This is a genomic window from Pseudomonas gorinensis, from assembly GCF_042015035.1.
Taxonomy (GTDB): domain Bacteria; phylum Pseudomonadota; class Gammaproteobacteria; order Pseudomonadales; family Pseudomonadaceae; genus Aquipseudomonas; species Aquipseudomonas gorinensis.
Map to the genome: position 1 here is coordinate 2150632 of NZ_CP167125.1, position 24005 is coordinate 2174636.

At 56.5% G+C, this 24005-nt stretch carries 21 protein-coding genes; 15 read left to right on the forward strand and 6 right to left on the reverse strand.

Going from position 1 to position 24005, the window contains the following annotated elements; translation table 11 throughout:
• Positions 1–56: 56 nt before the first annotated feature.
• From AB7933_RS09840 to AB7933_RS09855, 4 genes are all read right to left on the reverse strand, one after another.
• On the reverse strand, positions 57–797 hold the full coding sequence (locus AB7933_RS09840) for a YciK family oxidoreductase (protein WP_024074147.1): 741 nt from the start codon (positions 795–797) through the stop codon (positions 57–59).
• 76 nt (positions 798–873) lie between these two features.
• Positions 874–1545 (reverse strand): N-acetylmuramic acid 6-phosphate phosphatase MupP, encoded by a 672-nt coding sequence (gene mupP / locus AB7933_RS09845; protein ID WP_024074148.1) that lies wholly within the window; start codon positions 1543–1545, stop codon positions 874–876.
• Between the two features lie 4 nt (positions 1546–1549).
• Entirely contained in the window at positions 1550–2248 is a 699-nt protein-coding gene (gene ubiG, locus AB7933_RS09850) for a bifunctional 2-polyprenyl-6-hydroxyphenol methylase/3-demethylubiquinol 3-O-methyltransferase UbiG (RefSeq protein ID WP_024074149.1), read from the reverse strand.
• Between the two features lie 70 nt (positions 2249–2318).
• Positions 2319–3644 carry a TRZ/ATZ family hydrolase gene (locus tag AB7933_RS09855; protein WP_024074150.1) on the reverse strand — a complete coding sequence of 442 codons (1326 nt, stop codon included), beginning with the start codon at positions 3642–3644 and terminating at the stop codon, positions 2319–2321.
• Positions 3645–3753: 109 nt separating this feature from the next.
• Here AB7933_RS09855 and mtnA point away from each other — a divergent pair, with 109 nt between their 5' ends.
• From mtnA to AB7933_RS09910, 11 genes are all read left to right on the forward strand, one after another.
• The gene (gene mtnA, locus AB7933_RS09860; RefSeq protein ID WP_024074151.1) at positions 3754–4830 is read left to right on the forward strand and encodes an S-methyl-5-thioribose-1-phosphate isomerase; all 1077 of its coding nucleotides are present in this window, start codon (positions 3754–3756) and stop codon (positions 4828–4830) included.
• 425 nt (positions 4831–5255) lie between these two features.
• Complete coding sequence (gene gyrA, locus AB7933_RS09865) at positions 5256–7910, forward strand: DNA gyrase subunit A (RefSeq protein WP_024074152.1); 2655 nt, start codon at positions 5256–5258, stop codon at positions 7908–7910.
• 212 nt (positions 7911–8122) lie between these two features.
• On the forward strand, positions 8123–9208 hold the full coding sequence (gene serC / locus AB7933_RS09870) for a 3-phosphoserine/phosphohydroxythreonine transaminase (RefSeq protein ID WP_024074153.1): 1086 nt from the start codon (positions 8123–8125) through the stop codon (positions 9206–9208).
• Positions 9208–10302, forward strand: a complete 1095-nt coding sequence (gene pheA, locus AB7933_RS09875; RefSeq protein WP_003172650.1) for a prephenate dehydratase — start codon at positions 9208–9210, stop codon at positions 10300–10302. The genes serC and pheA overlap by 1 nt, the downstream gene beginning before the upstream one ends.
• 9 nt (positions 10303–10311) lie before the next feature.
• Positions 10312–11424 (forward strand): histidinol-phosphate transaminase, encoded by a 1113-nt coding sequence (hisC, locus tag AB7933_RS09880; protein ID WP_024074154.1) that lies wholly within the window; start codon positions 10312–10314, stop codon positions 11422–11424.
• A gap of 28 nt (positions 11425–11452) precedes the next feature.
• Positions 11453–13663 (forward strand): bifunctional prephenate dehydrogenase/3-phosphoshikimate 1-carboxyvinyltransferase, encoded by a 2211-nt coding sequence (locus tag AB7933_RS09885; RefSeq protein ID WP_041160869.1) that lies wholly within the window; start codon positions 11453–11455, stop codon positions 13661–13663.
• On the forward strand, positions 13660–14349 hold the full coding sequence (gene cmk, locus AB7933_RS09890) for a (d)CMP kinase (RefSeq protein WP_003172653.1): 690 nt from the start codon (positions 13660–13662) through the stop codon (positions 14347–14349). Before AB7933_RS09885 ends, cmk begins: the two co-directional genes overlap by 4 nt.
• 120 nt (positions 14350–14469) lie before the next feature.
• Complete coding sequence (gene rpsA / locus AB7933_RS09895; protein WP_024074156.1) at positions 14470–16155, forward strand: 30S ribosomal protein S1; 1686 nt, start codon at positions 14470–14472, stop codon at positions 16153–16155.
• Between the two features lie 158 nt (positions 16156–16313).
• Positions 16314–16598 (forward strand): hypothetical protein, encoded by a 285-nt coding sequence (locus AB7933_RS09900; RefSeq protein WP_024074157.1) that lies wholly within the window; start codon positions 16314–16316, stop codon positions 16596–16598.
• A 132-nt stretch (positions 16599–16730) separates the two neighbouring features.
• Positions 16731–17027 (forward strand): integration host factor subunit beta, encoded by a 297-nt coding sequence (ihfB, locus tag AB7933_RS09905; RefSeq protein WP_003218804.1) that lies wholly within the window; start codon positions 16731–16733, stop codon positions 17025–17027.
• Between the two features lie 21 nt (positions 17028–17048).
• Positions 17049–17297, forward strand: coding sequence for a lipopolysaccharide assembly protein LapA domain-containing protein (locus tag AB7933_RS09910; RefSeq protein ID WP_024074158.1), 249 nt, complete (start codon positions 17049–17051; stop codon positions 17295–17297).
• A gap of 158 nt (positions 17298–17455) precedes the next feature.
• Here AB7933_RS09910 and AB7933_RS09915 read toward each other — a convergent pair whose 3' ends face one another.
• Both AB7933_RS09915 and AB7933_RS09920 read right to left on the reverse strand, forming a co-directional pair.
• Positions 17456–18988 (reverse strand): acyltransferase family protein, encoded by a 1533-nt coding sequence (locus tag AB7933_RS09915; RefSeq protein ID WP_256335410.1) that lies wholly within the window; start codon positions 18986–18988, stop codon positions 17456–17458.
• Complete coding sequence (locus AB7933_RS09920) at positions 18933–19352, reverse strand: acyltransferase family protein (protein ID WP_051448873.1); 420 nt, start codon at positions 19350–19352, stop codon at positions 18933–18935. Before AB7933_RS09920 ends, AB7933_RS09915 begins: the two co-directional genes overlap by 56 nt.
• A 1371-nt stretch (positions 19353–20723) precedes the next feature.
• On the opposite strand from AB7933_RS09920, the gene AB7933_RS09925 reads away from it, so the two are divergent.
• From AB7933_RS09925 to AB7933_RS09940, 4 genes are read left to right on the forward strand one after another with little or no spacing between them, the layout of a single operon-like run.
• Positions 20724–21128 (forward strand): sugar 3,4-ketoisomerase, encoded by a 405-nt coding sequence (locus AB7933_RS09925; protein ID WP_024074159.1) that lies wholly within the window; start codon positions 20724–20726, stop codon positions 21126–21128.
• Entirely contained in the window at positions 21121–21585 is a 465-nt protein-coding gene (locus tag AB7933_RS09930; protein WP_024074160.1) for an acyltransferase, read from the forward strand. The genes AB7933_RS09925 and AB7933_RS09930 overlap by 8 nt, the downstream gene beginning before the upstream one ends.
• On the forward strand, positions 21582–22709 hold the full coding sequence (locus AB7933_RS09935; RefSeq protein WP_024074161.1) for a DegT/DnrJ/EryC1/StrS family aminotransferase: 1128 nt from the start codon (positions 21582–21584) through the stop codon (positions 22707–22709). The genes AB7933_RS09930 and AB7933_RS09935 overlap by 4 nt, the downstream gene beginning before the upstream one ends.
• A 23-nt stretch (positions 22710–22732) precedes the next feature.
• Positions 22733–23989, forward strand: coding sequence for an O-antigen translocase (locus AB7933_RS09940; protein ID WP_236646003.1), 1257 nt, complete (start codon positions 22733–22735; stop codon positions 23987–23989).
• The last annotated feature ends 16 nt before the right edge of the window (positions 23990–24005 follow it).

Here is a 24005-nt window from a genome sequence, read left to right on the forward strand (position 1 = left end):
CTGTATCTGTGGCTGACCCACCGCCATCGGGAGCAAGCCCCCTCCCACATTTGGTTTTACTGCGCGTCGAACGCCTGCCCATTGATCCCGGTACTGTCCGGCCCCATCAGGTACAGGTACACCGGCATGATTGCTTCCGGTGCCGGGTTATCCGCCGGGTTTTCCCCTGGGTACGCCTGGGCCCGCATGCTGGTGCGCGTGGCGCCTGGGTTGATGCTGTTTGCCCGTACGGGCGCAACTGTGTCGAGCTCGTCGGCCAGGGTTTGCATCAGGCCTTCAGTGGCGAATTTCGACACGCCGTAAGCCCCCCAATACGCACGGCCCTTACGCCCGACGCTGCTGGAGGTGAACACCACCGACGCGTCCTGGGACAGCTTGAGCAGGGGCAGCAGCGTACTGGTCAACATGAACATGGCATTCACGTTGATGTGCATCACCCGCATGAAGTTCTCGCCGGACAACTGCTCGATCGGCGTGCGTGGGCCGATGATCGAGGCGTTGTGCAGCAGGCCATCGAGGTGGCCGAATTCTTTTTCGATCATCGCGGCCAGCTCATCGTATTGATGGGGCAGGGCGGTCTCCAGGTTGAACGGGATGACCACCGGTTGTGGGTGGCCGGCGGCTTCGATCTCGTCATACACCTGGGCCAGGTTGGCTTCGGTCTTGCCTAGCAACAGCACGGTGGCGCCATGGGCCGCGTAGGTTTTCGCTGCCGCCGCGCCAATCCCGCGACCCGCACCGGTCACCAGGATGACCCGGCCTTTGAGCAGTTCTGGACGTGCAGAGTAATCAAACATAAAAAGCCTCGACAGAATTCAGTAGGTTGCAAACACCCACATTGGATCTTCCTTAGTCAGTAGAGCGAGTGAGCCATCAGCAACTGCACAGCGCGTTATCCAGCACCTTGCGCAGTTCCAGCGGGTGATCCACTACCACGTCCGCGCCCCAGTGACTTGGGTTGTCGTCCGGGTGGATATAGCCATAGGTCACCGCTGCAGTGCGGGTGCCGGCATCGCGGCCGGATTCGATGTCGCGCAGGTCATCGCCCACGAACAGCACGCTGGCCGGGTCCAGGTCGAGCATCTTGCACGCCAGGATCAGCGGCTCGGGGTGCGGCTTGCTGTTCGTCACGTGGTCCGGGCAGATCAGCAACGCCGACCGCTCGGCCAGGCCCAGTTGCTGCATGATCGGTTCGGCAAAGCGCACCGGCTTGTTGGTGACCACGCCCCAGATCAGCTTGGACTTCTCGATATCTTCCAGCAGCTCGGCCATGCCGTCGAACAACGCGCTGTGAATCGCGCAGCCCTTGAGGTAGCGCTCCAGGAATTCCTGGCGCAGCTCTTCAAAGCCTGGGGATTCCGGGTCCATGGAGAAGGTCACGGCGACCATCGCCCGTGCACCGCCGGAAATTTCATCGCGGATGTGCTGGTCGTTGACCGGCGCGAGGCCGCGGTCAGCGCGCATGGCCTGGCAGATGGCGATAAAGTCTGGCGCGGTGTCCAGCAAGGTACCGTCCATATCGAAGAGAACCGCTCGCAACTTCACAGGCTCACTCCTCGCGCAGGGTCTGGATCATGTAGTTGACGTCGACGTCGCTGGCCAGCTTGTAGTGCTTGGTCAGCGGGTTGTAGGTCAGGCCGATGATGTCCTTGACGGTCAGCCCGGCCTGGCGGCTCCACGCGCCCAGTTCGGATGGGCGGATAAATTTCTTGAAGTCATGGGTGCCGCGCGGCAGCAGCTTCATGATGTATTCAGCGCCAATGATCGCGAACAGGTAAGCCTTGGGATTGCGGTTGATGGTGGAGAAGAACACCTGGCCGCCCGGCTTGACCATGCGGAAGCAGGCGCGGATCACCGAGGACGGGTCCGGCACGTGTTCCAGCATCTCAAGGCAAGTGACCACGTCGAACTGCTCGGGCAACTCGTCGGCCAGGGCTTCGGCAGTGATCTGGCGGTATTCCACGCTCACCCCGGACTCCAGCTGGTGCAACTGGGCCACGGCCAGCGGCGCTTCGCCCATGTCGATACCCATCACGGTCGCGCCGCGCTGGGCCATGGCTTCACTGAGGATGCCGCCACCGCAACCGACATCCAGCACCTTCTTGCCGGCCAGGTTGACGCGCTCGTCAATCCAGTTGACCCGCAGGGGGTTGATGTCGTGCAGGGGCTTGAACTCGCTTTCGCGGTCCCACCAGCGGTGCGCCAAGGCTTCGAATTTGGCGATTTCGGCGTGGTCAACGTTGCTCATGGTGCATCCTCTAAAACTGATAAATCGGTTTGTCGGTGCTGAACGCACGGGTTCAGTACCGGCGTTATGCTTAGTGCCCGCTGATGCGTTTACCCCAGGCAATGGCCGTGGCGGTCAACTGTTGTTCATCCATGCGGGTCAATTGCCGGTCGTCGAGCAACTGCTTGCCGGCGACCCAAAGGTGTTTCACGCAATCGCGTCCGGTGGCATATATAAGTTGTGAGACCGGATCGTAGATCGGTTGTTGCGCCAACCCTGAAAGATCGAAGGCCACGATATCCGCTGCCTTGCCGACTTCCAGCGAACCTATCTCGCTCTCCAGGCCCAGGGCCCGGGCGCCGTTGAGGGTCGCCATGCGCAGGGCGCGATGGGCGTCCAGCGCGGTGGCCGAGCCGGCAACGGCCTTGGCCAGCATTGCAGCCGTGCGGGTTTCGCCCAACAGGTCCAGGTCATTGTTGCTGGCGGCGCCATCGGTGCCGATGGCCACGTTGACGCCAGCCTGCCACAGACGCTCCACCGGGCAGAAGCCGCTGGCCAGTTTCAGGTTCGATTCCGGGCAATGGATCACGCTGGTGTTGCTTTCTACCAGCAAAGCCAGGTCATCCTCGCTGATTTGGGTCATGTGAACGGCCTGGAAGCGCGGGCCCAGCAGGCCGAGGCGGCCCAGGCGTGCCAGCGGGCGTTCGCCGGTCTGCTCCACCGCCTGTTGCACCTCATGCGCGGTTTCGTGCACATGCATATGGATTGCGGCGTCCAGCTCCTCGGCGATCACCCGGATCTTTTCCAGGTTGGCATCGCTCACGGTGTAGGGGGCGTGGGGGCCGAAGGTGATCCTGATGCGTGGGTGATGCTTGAGGTCGCCGAACAGCTCGATGCCCTGGCGCAGAGCTTCATCGGCGGTGCTGGCGCCGGGAATCGGGAAGTCGAGGATCGGAACCGCGATCTGTGCGCGCATGCCGCTGTTGTGCACGCACTCGCTGGCGACCTTGGGGTAGAAGTACATGTCCGAGAAACACGTAATGCCGCCCTTGAGCTGTTCGGCGATGGCCAGGTCGGTGCCGTCGCGCACGAAGGCTTCGTCGACCCACTTGGCTTCGGCGGGCCAGATGTGTTTTTCCAGCCAGGTCATCAGTGGCAAGTCGTCGGCCAGGCCGCGAAACAGGCTCATCGCCGCATGCCCGTGGGCGTTGACCAGGCCCGGGCTGAGCAGCATGCCCGGCAGCTCGCGGACTTCACGGGCCGAAAGCTTCAAGGCCGTCGCCCGTGGCCCGATAAAGGCAATGCGCCCATCGCGGATGCCCAGGGCATGCTCCTTGAGCACCACGCCGGCAGGTTCGACAGGTACCAGCCAGGTCGGCAGTAGCAATAAGTCGAGCGGGGCGGCAGTGGGGGTCATCGAAGGCTTCTTCCTGGGCAGCTATAAAAGAAGCGCGAAGTATACCCGAGCGTCCTGGCTGGCGGATCGCTATAATCGGCGGCTTTTGTTCATGAGAGCGGGGTGAGGGATGCGCGATCGACTGTTGGCCGCGGAGAAAGTGAAGGCCATCGATTGGCGTGATGGCGCACTGCACCTGCTCGATCAGCGTGTGTTGCCCTCGCGGGAAAGCTGGGTGAGCTGCTCCACGGTGGAGGAGGTGGCTGCGGCCATTCGCGCCATGGTGGTGCGCGGCGCCTCGGCCATCGGCATCAGCGCCGCCTATGGCCTGGTGCTCGCCGCCCGCGAACGCATCGCAGAAGGCGGCGACTGGCAGGCCGCGTGGGAAGAAGACTACGCACTACTGGCCGCGACTCGCTCGACCGCCTCGAACCTGTTCTGGGCCCTCAAGCGCATGCGCGACCGCCTGGACCGCGTCAAAAAGCACGCCGACCCGCTGGCGATGCTGGAAGCCGAGGCTATTGCAATCCATGAAAGCGATCGTGAAGCCAACCTTGTCATGGCCCAACTGGGCGTCGAACGGATTCGCAAGCACCAAGGCAATGCCCAGGCGATCCTGACCCATGGCAACGCCGGCGCGTTGGCCACGGGAGGCTTCGGCACGGCCCTCGGCGTGATTCGCGCGGCCTTCCTGGAGGGGTTGGTCGAACAGGTCTACGCCAACGAAACCCGGCCCTGGTTGCAAGGCTCGCGCCTGACCGCCTGGGAATTGGCGGGCGATGGTGTTCCGGTGATGGTCAATGCGGATTCGGCGGGCGCGCATATTCTCAAGACCAAGGGCGTCACCTGGGTCGTTGTCGGCGCCGACTGTATCGCGGCCAATGGCGATGTGATCGGCAAGATCGGTACCTATCAACTGGCGGTGTGCGCCATGCACCACGGCGTACGGTTTATGGTGGTGGCGCCGAGCTCGACCCTCGACCTGATGATGGCGACCGGCGATGACGTGGCGCTGGAAGAGCGTGATGCCGATGAATTGCTGGAAGTCGCGGGCCAGCGCTTCGCCGCCGATGTGAGTGCCTATAACCCGGTGTTTGACGTGACCCCGGCCGACCTGATCGATGTGATCGTGACCGAAAAAGGCATCGTCGAGCGTCCTGACACGGTCAAGCTGGCCAAGTTGATGTGTCGTAAACGCCTGCATTGATGGCTGCGGTGTTTGTGAAAATGGCTATCGGGGGCAAGCCCCTCCCACACTTGAATGGTGAACACAGTCAAAATGTGGGAGGGGGGCTTGCCCCCGATTGGCCCTGAAAGTCAATAAAACCCTCCGATCCGCCCTCAAAAAAAAGCACCACCCCATCTCTGAGCCCCTCTCGTCCTCTTCAAGCCTGTCATCCGTCAAATTACTAGTCTCCATGCGCATCAGGGGGATAGGTGCGTGGCGGCGATTGTGATAACATCCGGCGGTTTCCAGGGTCGCCCCGAGGGGGGATCCTTAACGCGCAGATCCGTGTCATAACTCGTTGATTTGTCGTAAGTCGTTGTCAGGCACCATGCCGGCAGCGACGAGCTTCGTTCGTCCCATATGGATGTGACGAGGTTTCACCCGAAAAAGGAATCAGGCTTCTCATGGGCGAACTGGCCAAAGAAATCCTCCCGGTCAATATCGAAGACGAGCTGAAACAGTCCTACCTCGACTACGCGATGAGCGTAATTGTCGGTCGGGCACTGCCTGATGCGCGCGATGGCTTGAAGCCCGTGCACCGGCGTGTGCTGTTCGCGATGAGCGAGCTGGGTAACGACTGGAACAAGCCGTACAAGAAATCTGCCCGTGTTGTCGGTGACGTGATCGGTAAGTATCACCCTCACGGCGACACCGCGGTGTACGACACCATCGTTCGGATGGCCCAGCCGTTTTCCCTGCGCTACCTGCTGGTAGACGGCCAGGGCAACTTCGGTTCGGTCGACGGCGACAACGCCGCGGCCATGCGATACACCGAAGTGCGCATGACCAAGCTGGCGCACGAGCTGCTGGCCGACCTGCATAAAGAAACCGTGGACTGGGTGCCGAACTACGACGGCACCGAAATGATCCCGGCGGTCATGCCGACCCGTATTCCCAACCTGCTGGTCAACGGCTCCAGCGGTATCGCCGTGGGCATGGCCACCAACATCCCGCCGCACAACCTCGGTGAAGTCATCGACGGTTGCCTGGCCCTCATCGACAACCCTGAGCTGACCGTCGATGAGCTGATGCAATACATTCCCGGTCCGGACTTCCCGACCGCCGCGATCATCAACGGTCGCGCCGGCATCATCGAAGCCTACCGCACCGGTCGCGGCCGCATTTACATGCGTGCCCGCTCGATCATCGAAGACATCGACAAGGTTGGTGGCCGCCAGCAGATCGTTATCACTGAGCTGCCTTACCAACTGAACAAGGCGCGCCTGATCGAGAAGATCGCCGAGCTGGTCAAAGAGAAAAAACTCGAAGGCATCACCGAACTGCGCGACGAGTCCGACAAAGACGGTATGCGCGTGGTGATCGAGCTGCGTCGCGGCGAAGTGCCCGAGGTGATCCTCAACAACCTCTATGCCCAGACCCAGCTGCAAAGCGTGTTTGGTATCAACGTGGTTGCACTGATCGACGGCCGCCCACGCATCCTGAACCTCAAGGACCTGCTGGAAGCCTTCGTGCGTCACCGCCGCGAAGTGGTCACCCGCCGTACCGTGTTCGAACTGCGCAAGGCTCGCGAACGCGGCCACATCCTGGAAGGCCAGGCGGTTGCGCTGTCGAACATCGACCCGGTGATCGCCCTGATCAAGGCCTCGCCGACGCCGTCGGAAGCTAAAGAAGCGTTGATCAAGATGCCGTGGGAATCCAGCGCCGTAGTGGCCATGGTTGAACGCGCGGGTGCCGACTCTTGCCGTCCAGAGACCCTGGACCCGCAATACGGCCTGCGTGACGGCAAGTACTTCCTGTCGCCGGAACAGGCCCAGGCCATCCTTGAGCTGCGCTTGCACCGCCTGACTGGCCTGGAGCACGAGAAGCTGCTGGCCGAGTACCAGGAGATCCTCAACCAGATCGGCGAGCTGATCCGCATCCTCAACAGCGCCGTGCGCCTGATGGAAGTGATCCGCGAAGAACTGGAAGTGATCCGTGCCGAATACGGCGATGTGCGCCGCACCGAAATCCTCGATGCGCGCCTCGACCTGACCCTGGGTGACATGATCCCGGAAGAAGAGCGCGTCGTGACCATCTCCCACGGCGGCTATGCCAAGACCCAGCCATTGGCTGCGTACCAGGCCCAGCGTCGTGGCGGTAAAGGTAAGTCGGCTACCGGCGTGAAGGATGAGGACTACATCGCTCACCTGCTGGTCGCCAACAGCCACACCACGCTGCTGCTGTTCTCCAGCAAGGGCAAGGTGTACTGGCTGAAAACCTACGAAATCCCGGAAGCCTCCCGTGCCGCCCGTGGTCGTCCGTTGGTCAACCTGCTGCCGCTGGACAGTGATGAATACATCACCACCATGTTGCCGGTCGAGGAATACACCGAAGGTCATTTCATCTTCATGGCCACCGCCAAAGGCACCGTGAAGAAGACCCCGCTTGAATCCTTCAGCCGTCAACGCAGCGTGGGCCTGATCGCCCTGGAGCTGGACGAAGGCGACGTATTGATCAGCGCGGCCATCACCGATGGCGAGCGTGAAGTCATGCTGTTCTCCGACGGTGGCAAGGTGACGCGCTTCAAGGAATCCGACGTTCGCGCCATGGGCCGTACCGCCCGCGGTGTGCGTGGTATGCGCCTGCCGGAAGGGCAGAAGCTGATTTCGATGTTGATCCCGGAAGAAGGCAGCCAGATCCTCACCGCTTCCGAGCGTGGTTATGGCAAGCGTACGGCCATCAGCGAGTTCCCGGAGTACAAGCGTGGCGGCCAGGGCGTGATCGCCATGGTCAGCAACGATCGCAACGGCCGTCTGGTCGGCGCGGTCCAGGTGCTCGATGGCGAGGAAATCATGCTGATTTCCGACCAGGGCACCCTGGTGCGTACCCGCGTAGCTGAAGTCTCGAGCCTGGGCCGTAACACCCAGGGCGTGACGCTGATCAAGCTGGCCAAGGACGAAAAACTGGTCGGCCTGGAGCGTGTCCAGGAGCCGTCGGAAGTCGAAGGTGAAGAGCTGGAAGGTGAAGAGTTCGAAGGCGAGGTGATCGCAAGCGGCGATGACAACGTCGACGAGCCAACCCTCGACGCTGCCGCAGACGAAGAAGAACCGCAGGAATAAGCGGACACACAGGGGGCGGATGAAGATTCGCCCCCTTGTTGTTTGTCCCCTTTGAAATAACAACGCCGCCCCCTGTAGGAGCGAGCCTGCTCGCGAAAATCGTCAACGATAACGCGGGCTGACTGATACGCCCTTGCGCTCTCGGGTTTTTCGCGAGCAAGCTCACGCCTACAGTGTTTGATTTCAGTCCCACCAGATCAGAGAGATTGGATGTGAGCAAGAGAGCCTATAACTTCTGTGCCGGTCCCGCGGCGCTTCCTGAAGCAGTCCTGCAGCGTGCGCAGGGTGAACTCCTCGACTGGCATGGAAAAGGCCTCTCCGTGATGGAAATGAGCCATCGCAGTGATGAGTTCGTGTCCATTGCCACCAAGGCCGAGCAGGACCTGCGCGACTTGCTGGACATCCCTTCCGACTACAAAGTGCTGTTCCTGCAAGGCGGCGCGAGCCAGCAGTTCGCCCAGTTGCCGCTGAACCTGCTGCCGGAAGACGGCACTGCCGACTATATCGACACCGGTATCTGGTCGCAGAAAGCCATTGAAGAGGCTTCGCGCTACGGCCATGTCAACGTTGCCGGCACCGCCAAACCCTACGACTACTTCGCGATTCCAGGTCAGAACGAATGGAAGTTGTCGAAGGACGCGGCCTACGTGCACTACGTGCAAAACGAAACCATTGGTGGCCTGGAGTTTGACTGGGTGCCTGAAGTGGGGGATGTCCCGCTGGTGTGCGACATGTCTTCGGACATTCTTTCGCGCCCTATCGATGTGTCCAAGTACGGCATGATCTACGCCGGCGCGCAGAAGAACATCGGCCCGAGCGGCATCCTGGTCAACATCATCCGTGAAGACCTGCTGGGTCGTGCCCGTTCGGTGTGCCCGACCATGCTCAACTACAAGGTCGCAGCTGATAACGGCTCGATGTACAACACCCCGCCGGCGTTCGCCTGGTACCTGTCGGGCCTGGTGTTCGAGTGGCTGAAAGAGCAGGGCGGCGTGGCTGCCATGGGCAAGCTCAACGAAGAGAAGAAGCGCGTCCTGTACAACTTCATCGACGCCAGCGGCCTGTACAGCAACCCGATCAACCTGACCGACCGCTCGTGGATGAACGTGCCGTTCCGCCTGGCCGATGACCGCCTGGACAAGCCGTTCCTGGCCGGTGCCGACGCGCGTGGCCTGCTGAACCTCAAGGGCCATCGCTCAGTGGGCGGTATGCGCGCCTCCATCTACAACGCTGTCGACATCAACGCGATCAACGCGCTGGTGGCCTACATGGCAGAGTTCGAAAAGGAACACGGCTAATGTCTGAGCAAGAACTCAAGGCCCTGCGCGTGCGCATTGACAGCCTGGACGAGAAAGTCCTGGAGCTGATCAGTGAGCGCGCGCGGTGCGCCCAGGAAGTGGCACGGGTGAAGATGGCGTCCCTGGCTGAAGGCGAAGTGCCGGTGTTCTACCGCCCTGAGCGCGAGGCCCAGGTACTCAAGCGCGTGATGGAGCGTAACAAGGGGCCGCTGGGCAACGAAGAGATGGCGCGGCTGTTCCGCGAAATCATGTCGTCGTGCCTGGCCCTGGAGCAGCCGCTGAAGGTGGCGTACCTCGGTCCCGAGGGCACGTTCACCCAGGCCGCCGCCATGAAGCACTTCGGTCACGCGGTGATCAGCAAGCCGATGGCCGCCATCGACGAAGTGTTCCGCGAAGTGGCCGCCGGCGCGGTGAACTTTGGCGTGGTGCCGGTGGAAAACTCCACCGAAGGCGCGGTCAACCACACGCTGGACAGCTTCCTCGAGCACGACATGGTGATCTGCGGCGAAGTCGAGCTGCGCATCCACCACCACCTGCTGGTGGGCGAAAACACCAAGACCGACAGCATCAGCCGTATCTATTCCCACGCCCAGTCCCTGGCCCAATGCCGCAAGTGGTTGGACGCCCATTACCCGAATGTCGAGCGCGTGGCGGTGTCCAGCAACGCCGAAGCGGCCAAGCGGGTCAAGGGCGAGTGGAATTCGGCGGCGATTGCCGGTGATATGGCCGCTGGCCTGTACGGCTTGACGCGCCTGGCCGAGAAAATCGAAGACCGTCCGGACAACTCCACGCGCTTCTTGATGATCGGCAGCCAGGAAGTACCGCCGACCGGCGACGACAAGACGTCGATCATCGTCTCCATGAGCAACAAGCCTGGCGCGCTGCATGAGCTGCTGGTGCCGTTCCACGACAACGGGATTGACCTGACGCGCATCGAGACCCGTCCTTCGCGCAGCGGTAAATGGACGTATGTGTTCTTTATCGACTTCATCGGCCACCACCGTGATCCGCTGGTCAAAGGCGTGCTGGAGAAGATCAGTCAGGAAGCCGTGGCACTCAAGGTGCTGGGCTCTTACCCGAAAGCGGTTTTGTGAGGCTTTAACATGAGTGGCAACTTCCTCGCCCTGGCGCAGCCGGGCGTGCAACAACTGTCGCCTTACGTTCCGGGCAAGCCTGTGGACGAGTTGGCGCGTGAGTTGAACCTGGACCCGGCGAAGATCGTCAAGCTGGCGAGTAACGAGAACCCACTGGGTCCGAGCCCCAAGGTATTGGCGGCGATTCGTGAAGAACTGGCCGAACTGACCCGTTATCCGGATGGCAACGGGTTTGCCCTCAAGTCCTTGCTGGCGCAAAAGTGCCGGGTCGAGCTGAACCAGGTCACCCTGGGCAATGGTTCCAACGACATCCTTGAGCTGGTGGGGCGTGCCTATCTGGCACCTGGCTTGAACGCGGTGTTCAGCGAACACGCATTTGCGGTCTACCCGATCGTCACTCAGGCCGTCGGTGCCGAGGCGCGCGTGATTCCTGCCAAGGATTGGGGGCACGACCTGCCGGCGATGCTGGCGGCTATCGACGCCCAGACTCGCGTGGTTTTTATCGCCAACCCGAACAACCCGACCGGTACCTGGTTCGACGCGCAGGCGTTGAATGACTTCCTGCAAGACGTGCCTGAGCACGTGCTGGTTGTTCTGGACGAAGCCTATATCGAGTACGCCGAGGGCAGTGACCTGCCGGACGGCCTGGATTTCCTGGCGGCCTACCCGAACCTGCTGGTGTCGCGCACCTTCTCCAAGGCTTACGGCCTGGCGTCTCTTCGGGTCGGCTACGGCCTGTCGACGGCGGTCGTCGCTGATGTGCTGAACCGCGTGCGCCAACCTTTCAACGTCAACAGCCTCGCCCTGGCGGCGGCCTGTGCGGCGGTACAGGATACCGAGTACCTGGAAGAAGGGCGCCGCACCAATGAAAGCGGCATGCTGCAATTGCAGGAAGGCTTCCGTGAGTTGGGCCTGGGCTGGATTCCGTCCAAGGGCAACTTCATCTGCGTCGACCTCGGCCAGGTGGCCGCGCCAATCTTCCAGGGCCTGCTGCGCGAAGGCGTGATCGTTCGCCCGGTGGCCAACTACGGCATGCCGAATCACCTGCGTATCACCATTGGCTTGCCGGCTGAAAACAGTCGCTTCCTGGAGGCGCTGGCCAAGGTTCTGGCTCGTGGTTGATGTCACTGCATTGCAACCTGTTGTGCCTATGATCGGTCGCCTGGTGGTGGTCGGCCTGGGTTTGATCGGTGGTTCCTTCGCCAAGGGCCTGCGTGAAAGTGGATTGTGTGGCGAAGTGGTGGGTGTGGACCTCGACCCGCAATCGCGCAAGCTGGCGGTAGAACTGGGCGTCGTGGATCGCTGCGAGGCGGACCTGGCGCTCGCGTGCCAGGGCGCGGACGTGATCCAGCTCGCCGTGCCGATCCTGGCCATGGAAAAACTGCTGGCGCTGTTGGCCGGTATGGACCTGGGCCAGGCGATCCTGACGGACGTCGGCAGTGCCAAGGGCAATGTGGTGCGTGCAGCGCAACAGGCCTTTGGCGGCATGCCGTCGCGTTTTGTACCGGGCCATCCGATTGCCGGTTCCGAGCAGAGCGGGGTGGAAGCCTCCAATGCGCAGCTGTTCCGCCGCCATAAAGTGATCTTGACGCCGCTGGAGCAAACCGACCCGGCCGCGCTGGCCGTGGTGGATCGTCTCTGGCGTGAGTTGGGGGCGGATGTGGAGCATATGCAGGTCGAGCGCCACGACGAAGTGCTGGCGGCGACCAGTCACCTGCCTCATTTGCTGGCGTTTGGCTTGGTGGATTCGCTGGCCAAGCGCAACGAGAACCTGGAAATTTTCCGCTACGCCGCGGGTGGCTTCCGCGATTTTACGCGGATTGCCGGCAGCGACCCGGTGATGTGGCACGACATCTTTCTCGCCAATCGCGAAGCGGTGTTGCGCACCTTGGACACCTTTCGCAGTGACCTCGACGCCTTGCGCGACGCGGTGGATGCCGGGGATGGCCATCAATTATTGGGCGTGTTCACCCGTGCGCGGGTGGCACGTGAACATTTCAGCAAGATCCTGGCGCGCCGGGCCTATATGGAAACCGCAGTGAATGCCGATGACCTGACTTTCATCGCCAACCCGGGTGGCCGCTTGAGCGGGCGCATCCGGGTGCCGGGTGACAAGTCGATCTCCCATCGTTCGATCATGCTCGGTTCGTTGGCCGAGGGCGTGACGGAAGTCGAAGGGTTCCTTGAGGGCGAGGATGCCTTGGCGACTTTGCAGGCGTTTCGCGACATGGGCGTGGTGATTGAAGGGCCGCACCATGGGCGCGTGACTATCCATGGTGTGGGGCTGCATGGCTTGAAGCCGGCGCCAGGGCCGATCTATCTCGGCAATTCCGGCACTTCGATGCGACTGCTGTCCGGCTTGCTGGCGGCGCAGCGCTTCGACAGCGTCCTGACCGGCGATGCTTCGCTGTCCAAGCGCCCGATGAACCGCGTGGCCAAGCCGTTGCGGGACATGGGCGCGGTGATCGAGACCGGACCGGAAGGGCGTCCGCCGTTGACCATTCGCGGCGGGCAGACGCTGAAAGGCCTGGCCTATGCGATGCCGATGGCGAGTGCGCAGGTCAAATCCTGCCTGTTGCTTGCCGGGCTGTATGCCGAAGGTAAGACGTCGGTGACCGAGCCAGCGCCGACCCGTGACCATACCGAACGGATGCTGCGCGGCTTTGGTTATCCGGTGGTGGTGGAGGGCGCGACGGCGTCGGTGGAATCAGGCCATGGGCTGACCGCTGCCCACATCGAGGTGCCGGGGGATATTTCGTCTTCGGCGTTTTTCCTGGTGGCGGCGTCGATTGCCGAGGGGTCCGAGTTGTTGCTGGAGCATGTGGGCATCAATCCGACGCGTACCGGTGTGATCGATATCCTGCGGCTGATGGGCGCAGATATCAGCCTCGAAAATCAGCGGGAAGTGGGCGGTGAGCCGGTGGCTGACCTGCGGGTTCGTGCTGCTGTACTCAAGGGTATCGAGATTCCCGAGGCGCTGGTGCCCTTGGCGATCGACGAGTTTCCCGTGCTGTTTGTCGCCGCGGCTTGCGCCACTGGGCGAACCGTCTTGCGCGGTGCCGAGGAGCTGCGGGTCAAGGAGTCTGACCGCATCCAGGTCATGGCCGATGGTCTGCTGGCGCTGGGCGTGAAGTGTGAACCCACCCCTGATGGGATTATCATTGAGGGTGGTCCGATGGGGGGGGGTGAAGTCCATGCCCACGGCGATCATCGGATTGCCATGGCGTTCAGCGTGGCGTCCCTGCGGGCGACGGCGCCGATTCGTATCCGTGACTGCGCCAATGTAGCTACATCTTTTCCGAACTTTCTTACACTGTGTGCCCAAGTCGGCATCCGTGTTGCCCAAGAGGCTCAATTGTGAATATCAAAGCACCGGTGATTACCATCGACGGGCCAAGCGGCTCGGGCAAAGGCACGATCGCCGGCATCCTGGCCAAGCGCCTCGGCTGGTGCCTGCTGGACTCCGGCGCGCTGTACCGCCTGCTGGCATTTGCCGCACGCAACCATGGCGTCGACCTGACCAACGAAGAATCCCTGAAACTGCTGGCGGCGCATCTCGATGTGCAGTTCGTCGGCGCGACGGAAGGTCATCCGCAGCGCATCATCCTGGAAGGCGATGATGTGACCGACGACCTGCGTAATGAACAAGTCGGTTCCTGGGCTTCCCAGGTCGCCGCGCTGCCGGCCGTACGCGATGCACTGCTGCAGCGCCAGCGGGCATTCCAGGAGCCACCGGGCCTGGTGGCAGACGGTCGCGACATGGGGACCGTGGTGTTTCCTGAGGCACCGCTGAAGATTTTCCTGACCGCCAGTGCCGAGGAACGTGCTCGCCGCCGCTACTTGCAGTTGAAGGGCAAAGTCGATGGTGTTAGTCTGTCGAGTCTGCTAGATGAGATCCGTGCACGCGATGAGCGTGATACCCAGCGCGCAGTAGCCCCGCTCAAACCGGCGGCTGATGCCATACAGCTGGATTCCACGGAGTTGTCCATCGAGCAGGTGCTGGAACGCATCTTGAGTGAAATCGCCATTCGCGATATCGCCGGGTGATCAAGAAGGCCGCAGGGGACCAGTCATAGTCCTGCGGTGGCTTCTTTTAACTGAAACTGACCCACACCGTCTGGGGTGTGGAGATGGGCGTATTCTTCGCCCTTATCAACAGGAATTAAAATGAGCGAAAGCTTTGCGGAACTCTTTGAAGAAAGCCTAAAAACCCTGAACCTTCAGGCAGGCTCCATCATCACCGGTGTTATCGTTGATATCGATTACCAAGCTCGCTGGGTAACCGTTCACGCTGGTCTGAAGTCTGAAGCTCTGATCCCGCTGGAACAGTTCTACAACGATGCTGGTGATCTGACAATTAATGTCGGTGACGAAGTTCACGTTGCTCTGGACTCGGTTGAAGACGGTTTCGGTGAAACCAAGCTGTCCCGTGAAAAAGCCAAGCGCGCTGAATGCTGGATTGTTCTCGAAGCAGCCTTCGCAGCTGAAGAAGTGGTCAAGGGCGTTATCAACGGTAAGGTTAAAGGCGGCTTCACAGTCGACGTTAACGGCATCCGTGCGTTCCTGCCAGGTTCTTTGGTCGACGTTCGTCCAGTGCGCGACACCACGCACCTGGAAGGCAAAGAACTCGAATTCAAAGTCATCAAGCTCGACCAGAAGCGCAACAACGTTGTCGTTTCCCGTCGCAGCGTGCTGGAAGCAGAGAACTCCGCCGAGCGTGAAGCTCTGCTGGAATCCCTGCAGGAAGGCCAACAAGTCAAAGGTATCGTCAAAAACCTCACCGACTACGGCGCATTCGTCGACCTCGGCGGCGTGGATGGCCTGCTGCACATTACCGACATGGCTTGGAAGCGTATCAAGCATCCTTCCGAAATCGTCAACGTTGGCGACGAGATCGATGTCAAGGTTCTGAAATACGATCGCGAGCGCAACCGTGTTTCCCTGGGCCTGAAGCAACTGGGTGAAGATCCATGGGTTGCTATCAAAGCCCGTTACCCAGAAAGCACTCGCGTCACCGCGCGTGTAACCAACCTGACCGACTACGGCTGCTTCGCAGAGCTGGAAGAAGGCGTGGAAGGCCTGGTACACGTTTCCGAAATGGACTGGACCAACAAGAACATCCACCCTTCGAAAGTCGTACAAGTCGGCGACGAAGTGGAAGTTATGGTTCTGGACATCGACGAAGAGCGTCGTCGTATCTCCCTGGGCATCAAGCAGTGCAAATCTAACCCATGGGAAGATTTCTCTGGCCAGTTCAACAAGGGCGATAAAATCTCCGGCACCATCAAGTCGATCACCGATTTCGGTATCTTCATTGGTCTGGACGGCGGCATCGACGGCCTGGTTCACCTGTCCGACATCTCCTGGAACGAAGTGGGCGAAGAAGCTGTTCGTCGCTTCAAGAAGGGCGACGAGCTGGACACCGTTATCCTGTCGGTTGACCCAGAGCGCGAGCGCATCTCCCTGGGTATCAAGCAGCTGGAAAGCGATCCGTTCTCCGAGTACGTTCAAGAGAACGACAAAGGCGCAATCGTTAAAGGCATCGTGAAAGAAGTTGACGCTAAAGGCGCCATCATCACTCTCGCCAACGATATCGAAGCAACTCTGAAAGCCTCCGAAATCAGCCGTGACCGCGTTGAAGACGCGCGCAACGTTCTGAAAGAAGGCCAGGAAGTAGAAGCCAAGATCATCAGCGTTGATCGTAAGAGCCGCGTGATTCAGCTCTCCATCAAGTCGAAAGACGAAGTGGAAGAGAAAGAAGCTATCCAGAGCCTGAAAGCTGCTCCGGAAGCTGAAAAAGGCGAGACCACCATGGCCTCCCTGCTGCGCGAAGCAATGGCTAAGCAGAACTAAGTTCTGTAACGCTATAAAAAGGGGCGACTTCGGTCGCCCCTTTTTTTGCCTGAAATTTGTTGAATCAACCATCTAGAACCAAGACGTGTTGGCGGCGGTCTGAAGTGGCTATAGTCTTCGGAAGCGATCCCCGTGTTGCTGACTCAATAAGGATTTGGATGAACAGGCTTATCGTCATATGTGCAGTGGTAATGCTTGCAGGCTGCTCCGCCACCAGCGCCAAGACCCACGCCAAGCGCGGTGCCAGCGGTATCGAGGTCGACTGCTCGGGCCTTGGCAACAACTGGGATAAGTGCGAGAAGCGCGCCGCCCGTGAGTGCAAGATGCAGGGCTACAAGGTGATCACCCGGTCCAGTGACGCCAAGGATGAGGGGGGTGACTATCTGTTCGGCTGGAACCCGGCAGGGGCGGTGACTCGGACGATGTTGGTGATCTGCAATTGAGGGCGCAATGGGTGTCTTGCGGCTGTTTATCCATCCTGGAGATAAGTTGATACATGGGCTGTTCAAATTCATCAAGTCATGCTAAAACCTTCGAAGCGCTTTTCCTAGCTGCTTGAAAAAGAAGGGAAAAATATGACGAAGTCGGAGTTGATCGAACGAATTGTCACCCATCAAGGGCTGCTCTCATCCAAGGATGTAGAGCTGGCTATCAAGACTATGCTTGAACAGATGTCGCAGTGCCTAGCTACCGGCGATCGGATTGAGATCCGTGGGTTTGGGAGCTTTTCGCTGCATTATCGTGCGCCTCGTGTAGGTCGTAATCCTAAAACAGGTCAGTCCGTAAGTCTCGACGGTAAATTCGTACCTCACTTCAAGCCGGGCAAGGAATTGCGCGACCGGGTGAACGAAGATGAGGAAGAAGGCGTTTGAATGTTTTAGGGTGGGAAAGTTATGCGTAGGGTTAAGCGCGTCATTGTAGTGCTGATGGTGCTGGTTGTTGCGCTGCTGGTGTTAGCATTTGTGCTGGAAAATCAGCAGAATGTGTGTCTTTCGTTGCTGGGCTTCAGTATTGGGCAGATGCCAGTGTCGGTGTTTGTGGTTGTAGCGTTGGTTGTTGGAATGCTTTTAGGGCCATTGTTAGGTATTTTGGTGAACAACCGGCGTCCTAGGTCTTCTCTGTTGGGCGAAGTTAAAGAATAGTGTTTAATGAAAATTGGCAAACGGCTTCATGAGCGCTTATCAGAAAATTTTGCTTTCCCTGCAAAGTTGTTTTGTGTTGGTGTTGTAATTCGTTTGGCTCCATGGCGTTCTTCAGACAAAAAAACCGACAAGTGCCGGGTTTGGTTGCAGGATATTTCTCAGCTGTTAGAGGGATGCAGTAACTGCTTAAGCTTCGGTGCAAGAATTGTTCGTCCTACGTACAACGACGCCGAAGGAGTCAGGTGACCGTAGTCCACCGCCATTAGCGACTTCCCCTCATCGACCTTGGCCAAACACGCCAAGCCTTTACATACACCGCCGATAACAGAAATGTAGTCGATCACACTCGGATCGAGTTTTTCCTTGAGCAATGCGTCAGTTTTGAGGATCCGTTGATCCAGCCCCTGATCGACGATCTGACTGTCAGCGGAATTCCAGTGACGCTTAGTGATCACCAGTGGCAAGGACGGTTGCCATTGCGGTACTGGCCCGACCAGCACGACCTCTTTAACTCCGAGTGTTTTGAGATGCCGAGCAATTTCATTCCAATCCGTAAGCTCGTGAGAATTCTGTTGAGCCATCACGACCATCTCAGGTTGAATCCGAGCAATTTCCTTTAATGCCAAGGCATTGGATGCATTGCAGGTAGCTTGGAACGCCACAGGAGACTTGTTCTGACCTAGGGTTGCTCCACAAGCAGATGAGGTGACTTGATAGAAAGGAACACCGGCAGGCAAATTGCTCCGAATTCCGAATGAAAGCGCTTCAGCGTGCGAGTCGCCCCAAAGAAAAACGCCCCCCATCCCTTTCTTTTCAGTGCAAGAAGCGTCAATATTTTTAGCACCGGTAGCGGCAAACACCTCATAAGAATTACATTTAAGCCAGTATGCCTCACCAAGATTCTTATGCAGTGCTGCATAACTATCCACGAATTTTGTTTTCTCAGTGATGCTCTCACCTCTTATATCCGAGTTGAGGCCATCGGATTTAAAAACTAAAACACTGAGTAACACGAGACTTACGAAACCGCCACACCAAGCCAAAGAACGAGCGCCGCTCTTAGATTTGCCCCTCTTACGTTCAATCAATGCATAGGAGGCATAACCGAACGCCAGTGAAATAACAATACCTATCAAGGCGCTGGAAAAACCATCGAGCTGCCCCGAATAAGTCATGTAGACCATGACAGGCCAGTGCCAAATGTAAATCGAGTACGAGCACAAGCCCACGCGCTGAAACACCCAATTTCCGGTCAACCGAGAATTCTGTCTATTGGCGAGGATTACCATCAGTGTTCCGATGACCGGCATGAGTGCGTAATAGCCGGGCCAGACCACAGTTTTCGATATCACGATATAGCCACACAGGATCAGCACTAACCCTGCCCATTCGAGGATACGGCTTTTGGCCCTGTCCAATGCGAGAGGGAATAGGAACGCAAGCCCACCGGCGCAAAGCTCCCAGGCGCGGGTTTTCAACAGATAAAACGCTTGTTCTGGATACCGTGGAGAAAGTATGAGCGAGTAAATAAATCCAATCAAAACCGCCGCCAGCACAAACCAACGGATAGCCCTAAGTCCAAATACTTTTCTCAGGACCAGTAGCACAATTGGATAGACAATATAGAACTGCCACTCAACAGAAAGCGACCAGGTGTGAAGCCGCCAATTTCTCGTTAGTGCTTGCGGCAAAATACCCTACTTCCTTCAGATAAACAGTATTCGAATAAAACCCAAGACTACTATAAACGTGCTGCGCCATTTGCTTGTATTCGGTCGCTAAAAAGTTGAACCAACCAAACACCATTAACGCAAAACACATAACAGCTAGGACGGGAATGATCCGCTTAGCCCGCGCAATATAGAAACGAACCAAACTGAAATCATCGCCACTCAACCCACGGCAAATAATCGCCGTCATCAAATAGCCGGAGATAACAAAGAACACATCTACCCCAGCAAACCCGCCCGGCAGCCATAACGCATTGAAGTGGTAAATGACAACAGCCAGTACAGCTAGCGCTCTTAAACCATTTATATCTTTTCTAAAATCCATTATTTGCTATCTGATGACTGTCTTTTCACGAGGCATATGACTTGATATTTTGGGGGTGACGGCTGACTCCCAAACTCGTCGCGGGCGAGATATTACAGGATTCTCCGTACTTGAGCATCATACTTATCAATACACCAACACATTGACTTCTTTTGGTTTTTTCTTTTTCTTGCTTGCGGCGCTAGCTTTGTCTTTCTTTTCGGGATCGCAACTCATCGTGTTGCTCCAACCAGCTTGGGTAAACATCTGCGCTACCGGTTCAATTAGCTGCTCCCCATACAGCCTCTTCTTGAGCGCTTGCGCATTGATCGGTCGTTCAGCAGGCAGGGCGGAACATGTCCCAACGTCTCCGGCCGAACGCTTGATAGTCGCGAGACGTACGCAGCAGATCTGTTCGGATGATGTGCCGGTCGGTTAGGGGCGGAGGCAAATCAAGCGGCGCGATGTTGTGTGGGGGTAAGTTGACTCGCCCACCTATTTTTCAGCGCTTTGCTGTCATAACCTAGACAGATTTAAATCGAAGCTCCTTTTTAAGGAGTACTAGGACGCGTAGGTGCGAAGGCGGTCGTTGACCGGCGCCGAAATGTCTAATCTATCAATAAATATTTAAAATCCTCGAAAAAGGTAGGTGCTTATATATGAACTCGAAATAACTGAAAACTACTAGTAAGTAGAAGGCTATCAAAAGCAACAGTGCTTTTCGGAGGGGGTAACGAAAGGGCATGTTTCGTTGCACTCAGCTAAAACCGGTTTGAGTTTTATGCGCGTAGAAAATCAGTAATTATCCGCGATCATCGAAGGCAGGAGCTCGCGATGGCCAAACAATAAGAACTTCCCTATGCGACCTGGAATTGCTTGTGGGTATTTTTCAATGAGCAGAGCACCCAAAGGACTCCTGCTAACAGATGAGCGTCTGATACTCGGCGGCGTCTTTCGGTTGCTCTGCTCCTGCGCCGTCTGGTGTGATATGCCTGGGCGCTTTCGCCGTCAGAGGTTCTGCATATCGTGCCATAATGTGTGAACTCCAGACTAAAGGTTGTTTGCTTGAGCCAGACTTCTCCAGCCACCATAGCGCTCTGCCTGTCCTCCAGGCTGCGCACGCGCCAGTTGCCTGAGCCCACCTTTGAGCGCGGGCGAAACGAACCTATCTGCCGGAGAGAGTTGGCCAATTCACCATCGCGCCAGGATGCTCCCCGCGCCTTTCAGGCAAGGTCATTGCGGAACAAGTATCTGCGGAGCGCGGTGGAAAGGGGGGCTAAAGCGTCGGTTTTTGGTATCCAGGGTCTTTCGTGGTCTAATAATGAATATTTTTCTGCGATCTGACGTCGTACTGGCAAATTGGCATGAATCGTGATTTTGAGAGGGATCTAAATGAGTTTGGTGGATTTGGTCGACCTGCAAGTACTAGGCGATGAGCGTGGACAGCTGGTTGTTCTAGAAGCACAAAAAAATGTCCCATTTGACATTAAGCGGGTTTATTTTCTCATGGGTACGCGACCTGGCGTATCGCGTGGTTTTCATGCTCATCGAGAGCTGCTGCAGGCGGCTATCTGTGTCTCGGGTCAGTGTCGCATGCTGATGAATGATGGCTTAAAAATTGAAGAGGTTATTCTAAATAGCTCGAGTAAGGCTATATTTATAGATAAAATGATATGGCATGAGATGCACGACTTCTCATCAGATTGCGTTCTTTTAGTGTTAGCCAGCGATTTTTATAACGAGCAGGACTATATTCGGGATTATTCAGAATTTATAGGGCTTTTGAATCGTGCCTAAAATACATGAGCTTGCAGATGTAAAAAGCCAGGATATAGGCGAGGGAACACGGATTTGGCAATTTTGTGTCGTACTTGAAGGCGCGAAAGTTGGTAAAGGCTGCAATCTGTGTGCACATACACTGGTGGAAGGTGATGTCGTCATTGGTGACAATGTCACCCTGAAGTCGGGTGTGTATTTGTGGGATGGAACTCGTATAGAAGATAATGTTTTTATTGGGCCTAATGCAACATTTACTAATGATTCAATGCCTCGCTCGAAAGTATATCCAGGGAAGTTTGAAGGGATTATTGTCAGGTTTGGCGCCAGCATCGGAGCGAATGCGACTATCCTCCCAGGTGTTACCATTGGTCGCTCTGCTATGGTGGGTGCGGGAGCTGTTGTGACTAAAGATGTGCCCGATTTTTCAGTAGTGGTCGGCAATCCAGCTAAAGTAATTCGGTATCTAACAGTATGATTAAGTTTCTAGACCTGAAAGCTATTAATCACGATCTGCGAAATGAGTTGTTGGTAGCGTGCGCTCGTGTTATTGACTCTGGTTGGTATATTGGCGGGGCTGAGCTGCATCGCTTTGAACAAGAGTTTGCAGAGTATTGTGGAGTTAAGCACTGTGTGGGCGTCGCTAATGGTTTGGATGCTTTAAGTTTGACATTACGTGCCTGGAAAGAACTGGGCCGCCTTCAAGATGGTGATGAAGTAATTGTTCCGGCTAACACTTATATTGCAAGTGTTCTTGCGATTACCGAAAATGGTCTGGTTCCGGTTTTGGTCGAACCAGATCCGGCGACATATAACTTGAATGTAAACAATATTGAGCAAGCGATTACCCCGAGAACGAAGGTCCTGCTACCTGTACACCTTTATGGGTTGCTTGCTGATATGCCTGCATTGCTATCAATTGCAAAAAAACATGGGCTTTTGGTGCTGGAAGATTCTGCGCAATCGCATGGTGCAAGCCATAAGGGGCGAAAGGCAGGGGCTTGGGGAGATGCTTCAGGTTTTAGCTTTTATCCTGGCAAAAATTTGGGGGCGCTCGGCGATGCAGGAGCCATCACGACTAACGATGAGGAGCTAGCTCAAGTGCTACGCGCTCTTCGAAATTACGGATCGCACGAGAAGTATCAGAATCTGTATCGAGGTGTAAACAGCCGCCTGGATGAGCTGCAGGCCGCTGTGTTATCTGTAAAGCTGAAGTACTTGGATGCTCAGGTAACACAGCGTCGTGAAATCGTACAAACTTATTTGCAAGGTATCAAAAATACCCAAATAGTTTTGCCATTGTCTGCGGGTACTCGGGTGATGGCGTTCGAAGAACATGTCTGGCATTTGTTCGTCATTCGAACAGCCCATCGTGAGGCGCTTCAAAAGCACCTTCAAGGCTTGGGTGTTCAAACGCTGATCCATTATCCAATACCTATCCATAAACAAAAAGCGTATGCCGAAATTTCAGAATTGTCTTTGCCTATTACTGAAGCCATCCATGAAGAAGTGTTAAGCCTCCCCTTAGGTCCTACGTTGACTCTGGAAGAGGCGCAAAAGGTCGTATCAGCATGTAATAGCTTTAGTATCGGCAGCTGCTAATGACACTGATAAAGACGGGGTTGTTGAATAGCATTGCTGTCACAATAAAAATTTTGACGCTCTTGGGGATCAATAAGGTTCTTGCTATCTACGTTGGGCCTAATGGATATGCCGCGCTTGGGCAGTTTCAGAACGCTATACAAATGATTACGACCTTTGCAAGTGGCGCTATTAATACTGGAGTCACTAAGTATACCGCTGAGTACATCGATGACGAGATAGCACAGCGCAAGGTGTGGGGGACCGCCGGTACATTAGCTATTGCCGGATCCTTATTGGGCGCACTTATAATTGTAACGTGCAATGAAACGTTGGCGAGATGGTTTTTGAACAGCCAAGAGTATGGAGGTGTATTCATATGTTTTGCTGCCTCGCTGGTATTTTTCTCATTTAATACACTTCTGCTGGCTGTTTTGAACGGAAAAAAAGAAATAGCTCGATATGTGCTTGCTAATATAGCGGGAAGTGTTTTTTCCCTCGTTATCACCTCGTTTATGGCTATTAACTCTGGGCTGTATGGTGCCTTAGTCGCTCTTGCGGTTTATCAGTCATTCGCATTTATAGTAACGCTTGTGCTGTGTTGTCGGTCAACTTGGTTTAAGTTTGCATATTTCTTTTCGGGTTTTGATGTATCTATTGCTTTAAATTTGAGTAAGTATGCGTTGATGGCATTAGCTTCGGCTGCTTGCGTTCCAGTAAGTCATATGGTCGTACGCGAATACCTCGGCAATACGTTCGGTTTGCAGGCGGCCGGTTATTGGGAGGCGATGTGGCGTTTGAGTGCGGCCTATTTGATGCTCGTGACAACAACGTTGAGTGTATATTACCTCCCCAGACTATCCGAGCTTAAGCGCGTGGACGAAATCAAAGTCGAAATAATGCAAGGCTATCGTATTATTTTGCCGATCGCTGCTGTTAGCGCGTTGATTATTTACCTGCTGAAAGATTTTATAATTATTACTTTGTTTACCAGGGATTTTCTACCCATGCGCGAGTTGTTCGCCTGGCAAATGCTCGGTGATACTTTAAAGATAGGTGGGTGGATATTGGCTTATCTTATGCTAGGTAAGGCTATGGTGAAACTCTTTATCATTTCAGAGGTGATTTTTGCAGCTGGTTTTGTGGTCTTCACTTGGGCGTTTACCAAAATATTCGGTTTTCAGGGGGTCGCAATAGCACATGCTGTGAATTATTTGCTTTACTGGTTGGTCATGGCTTTTTTTGTTTGGCGTAATCTGCTGGATCAGCAAGCTTTTATGGACAATAAGATTAGCTGTTAGTCTAGTTGAAAGTTTT

What these genes read in the sequence shown, in the direction of transcription:
- AB7933_RS09840 (WP_024074147.1), bottom strand. Translation starts at nt 797, where the DNA reads ATGTTTGATTACTCTGCACGTCCAGAACTGCTCAAAGGCCGGGTCATC.
- ubiG (WP_024074149.1), bottom strand. Translation starts at nt 2,248, where the DNA reads ATGAGCAACGTTGACCACGCCGAAATCGCCAAATTCGAAGCCTTGGCG.
- AB7933_RS09855 (WP_024074150.1), bottom strand. Translation starts at nt 3,644, where the DNA reads ATGACCCCCACTGCCGCCCCGCTCGACTTATTGCTACTGCCGACCTGG.
- mtnA (WP_024074151.1), top strand. Translation starts at nt 3,754, where the DNA reads ATGCGCGATCGACTGTTGGCCGCGGAGAAAGTGAAGGCCATCGATTGG.
- gyrA (WP_024074152.1), top strand. Translation starts at nt 5,256, where the DNA reads ATGGGCGAACTGGCCAAAGAAATCCTCCCGGTCAATATCGAAGACGAG.
- pheA (WP_003172650.1), top strand. Translation starts at nt 9,208, where the DNA reads ATGTCTGAGCAAGAACTCAAGGCCCTGCGCGTGCGCATTGACAGCCTG.
- hisC (WP_024074154.1), top strand. Translation starts at nt 10,312, where the DNA reads ATGAGTGGCAACTTCCTCGCCCTGGCGCAGCCGGGCGTGCAACAACTG.
- AB7933_RS09885 (WP_041160869.1), top strand. Translation starts at nt 11,453, where the DNA reads ATGATCGGTCGCCTGGTGGTGGTCGGCCTGGGTTTGATCGGTGGTTCC.
- rpsA (WP_024074156.1), top strand. Translation starts at nt 14,470, where the DNA reads ATGAGCGAAAGCTTTGCGGAACTCTTTGAAGAAAGCCTAAAAACCCTG.
- AB7933_RS09900 (WP_024074157.1), top strand. Translation starts at nt 16,314, where the DNA reads ATGAACAGGCTTATCGTCATATGTGCAGTGGTAATGCTTGCAGGCTGC.
- ihfB (WP_003218804.1), top strand. Translation starts at nt 16,731, where the DNA reads ATGACGAAGTCGGAGTTGATCGAACGAATTGTCACCCATCAAGGGCTG.
- AB7933_RS09910 (WP_024074158.1), top strand. Translation starts at nt 17,049, where the DNA reads ATGCGTAGGGTTAAGCGCGTCATTGTAGTGCTGATGGTGCTGGTTGTT.
- AB7933_RS09920 (WP_051448873.1), bottom strand. Translation starts at nt 19,352, where the DNA reads ATGGATTTTAGAAAAGATATAAATGGTTTAAGAGCGCTAGCTGTACTG.
- AB7933_RS09925 (WP_024074159.1), top strand. Translation starts at nt 20,724, where the DNA reads ATGAGTTTGGTGGATTTGGTCGACCTGCAAGTACTAGGCGATGAGCGT.
- AB7933_RS09935 (WP_024074161.1), top strand. Translation starts at nt 21,582, where the DNA reads ATGATTAAGTTTCTAGACCTGAAAGCTATTAATCACGATCTGCGAAAT.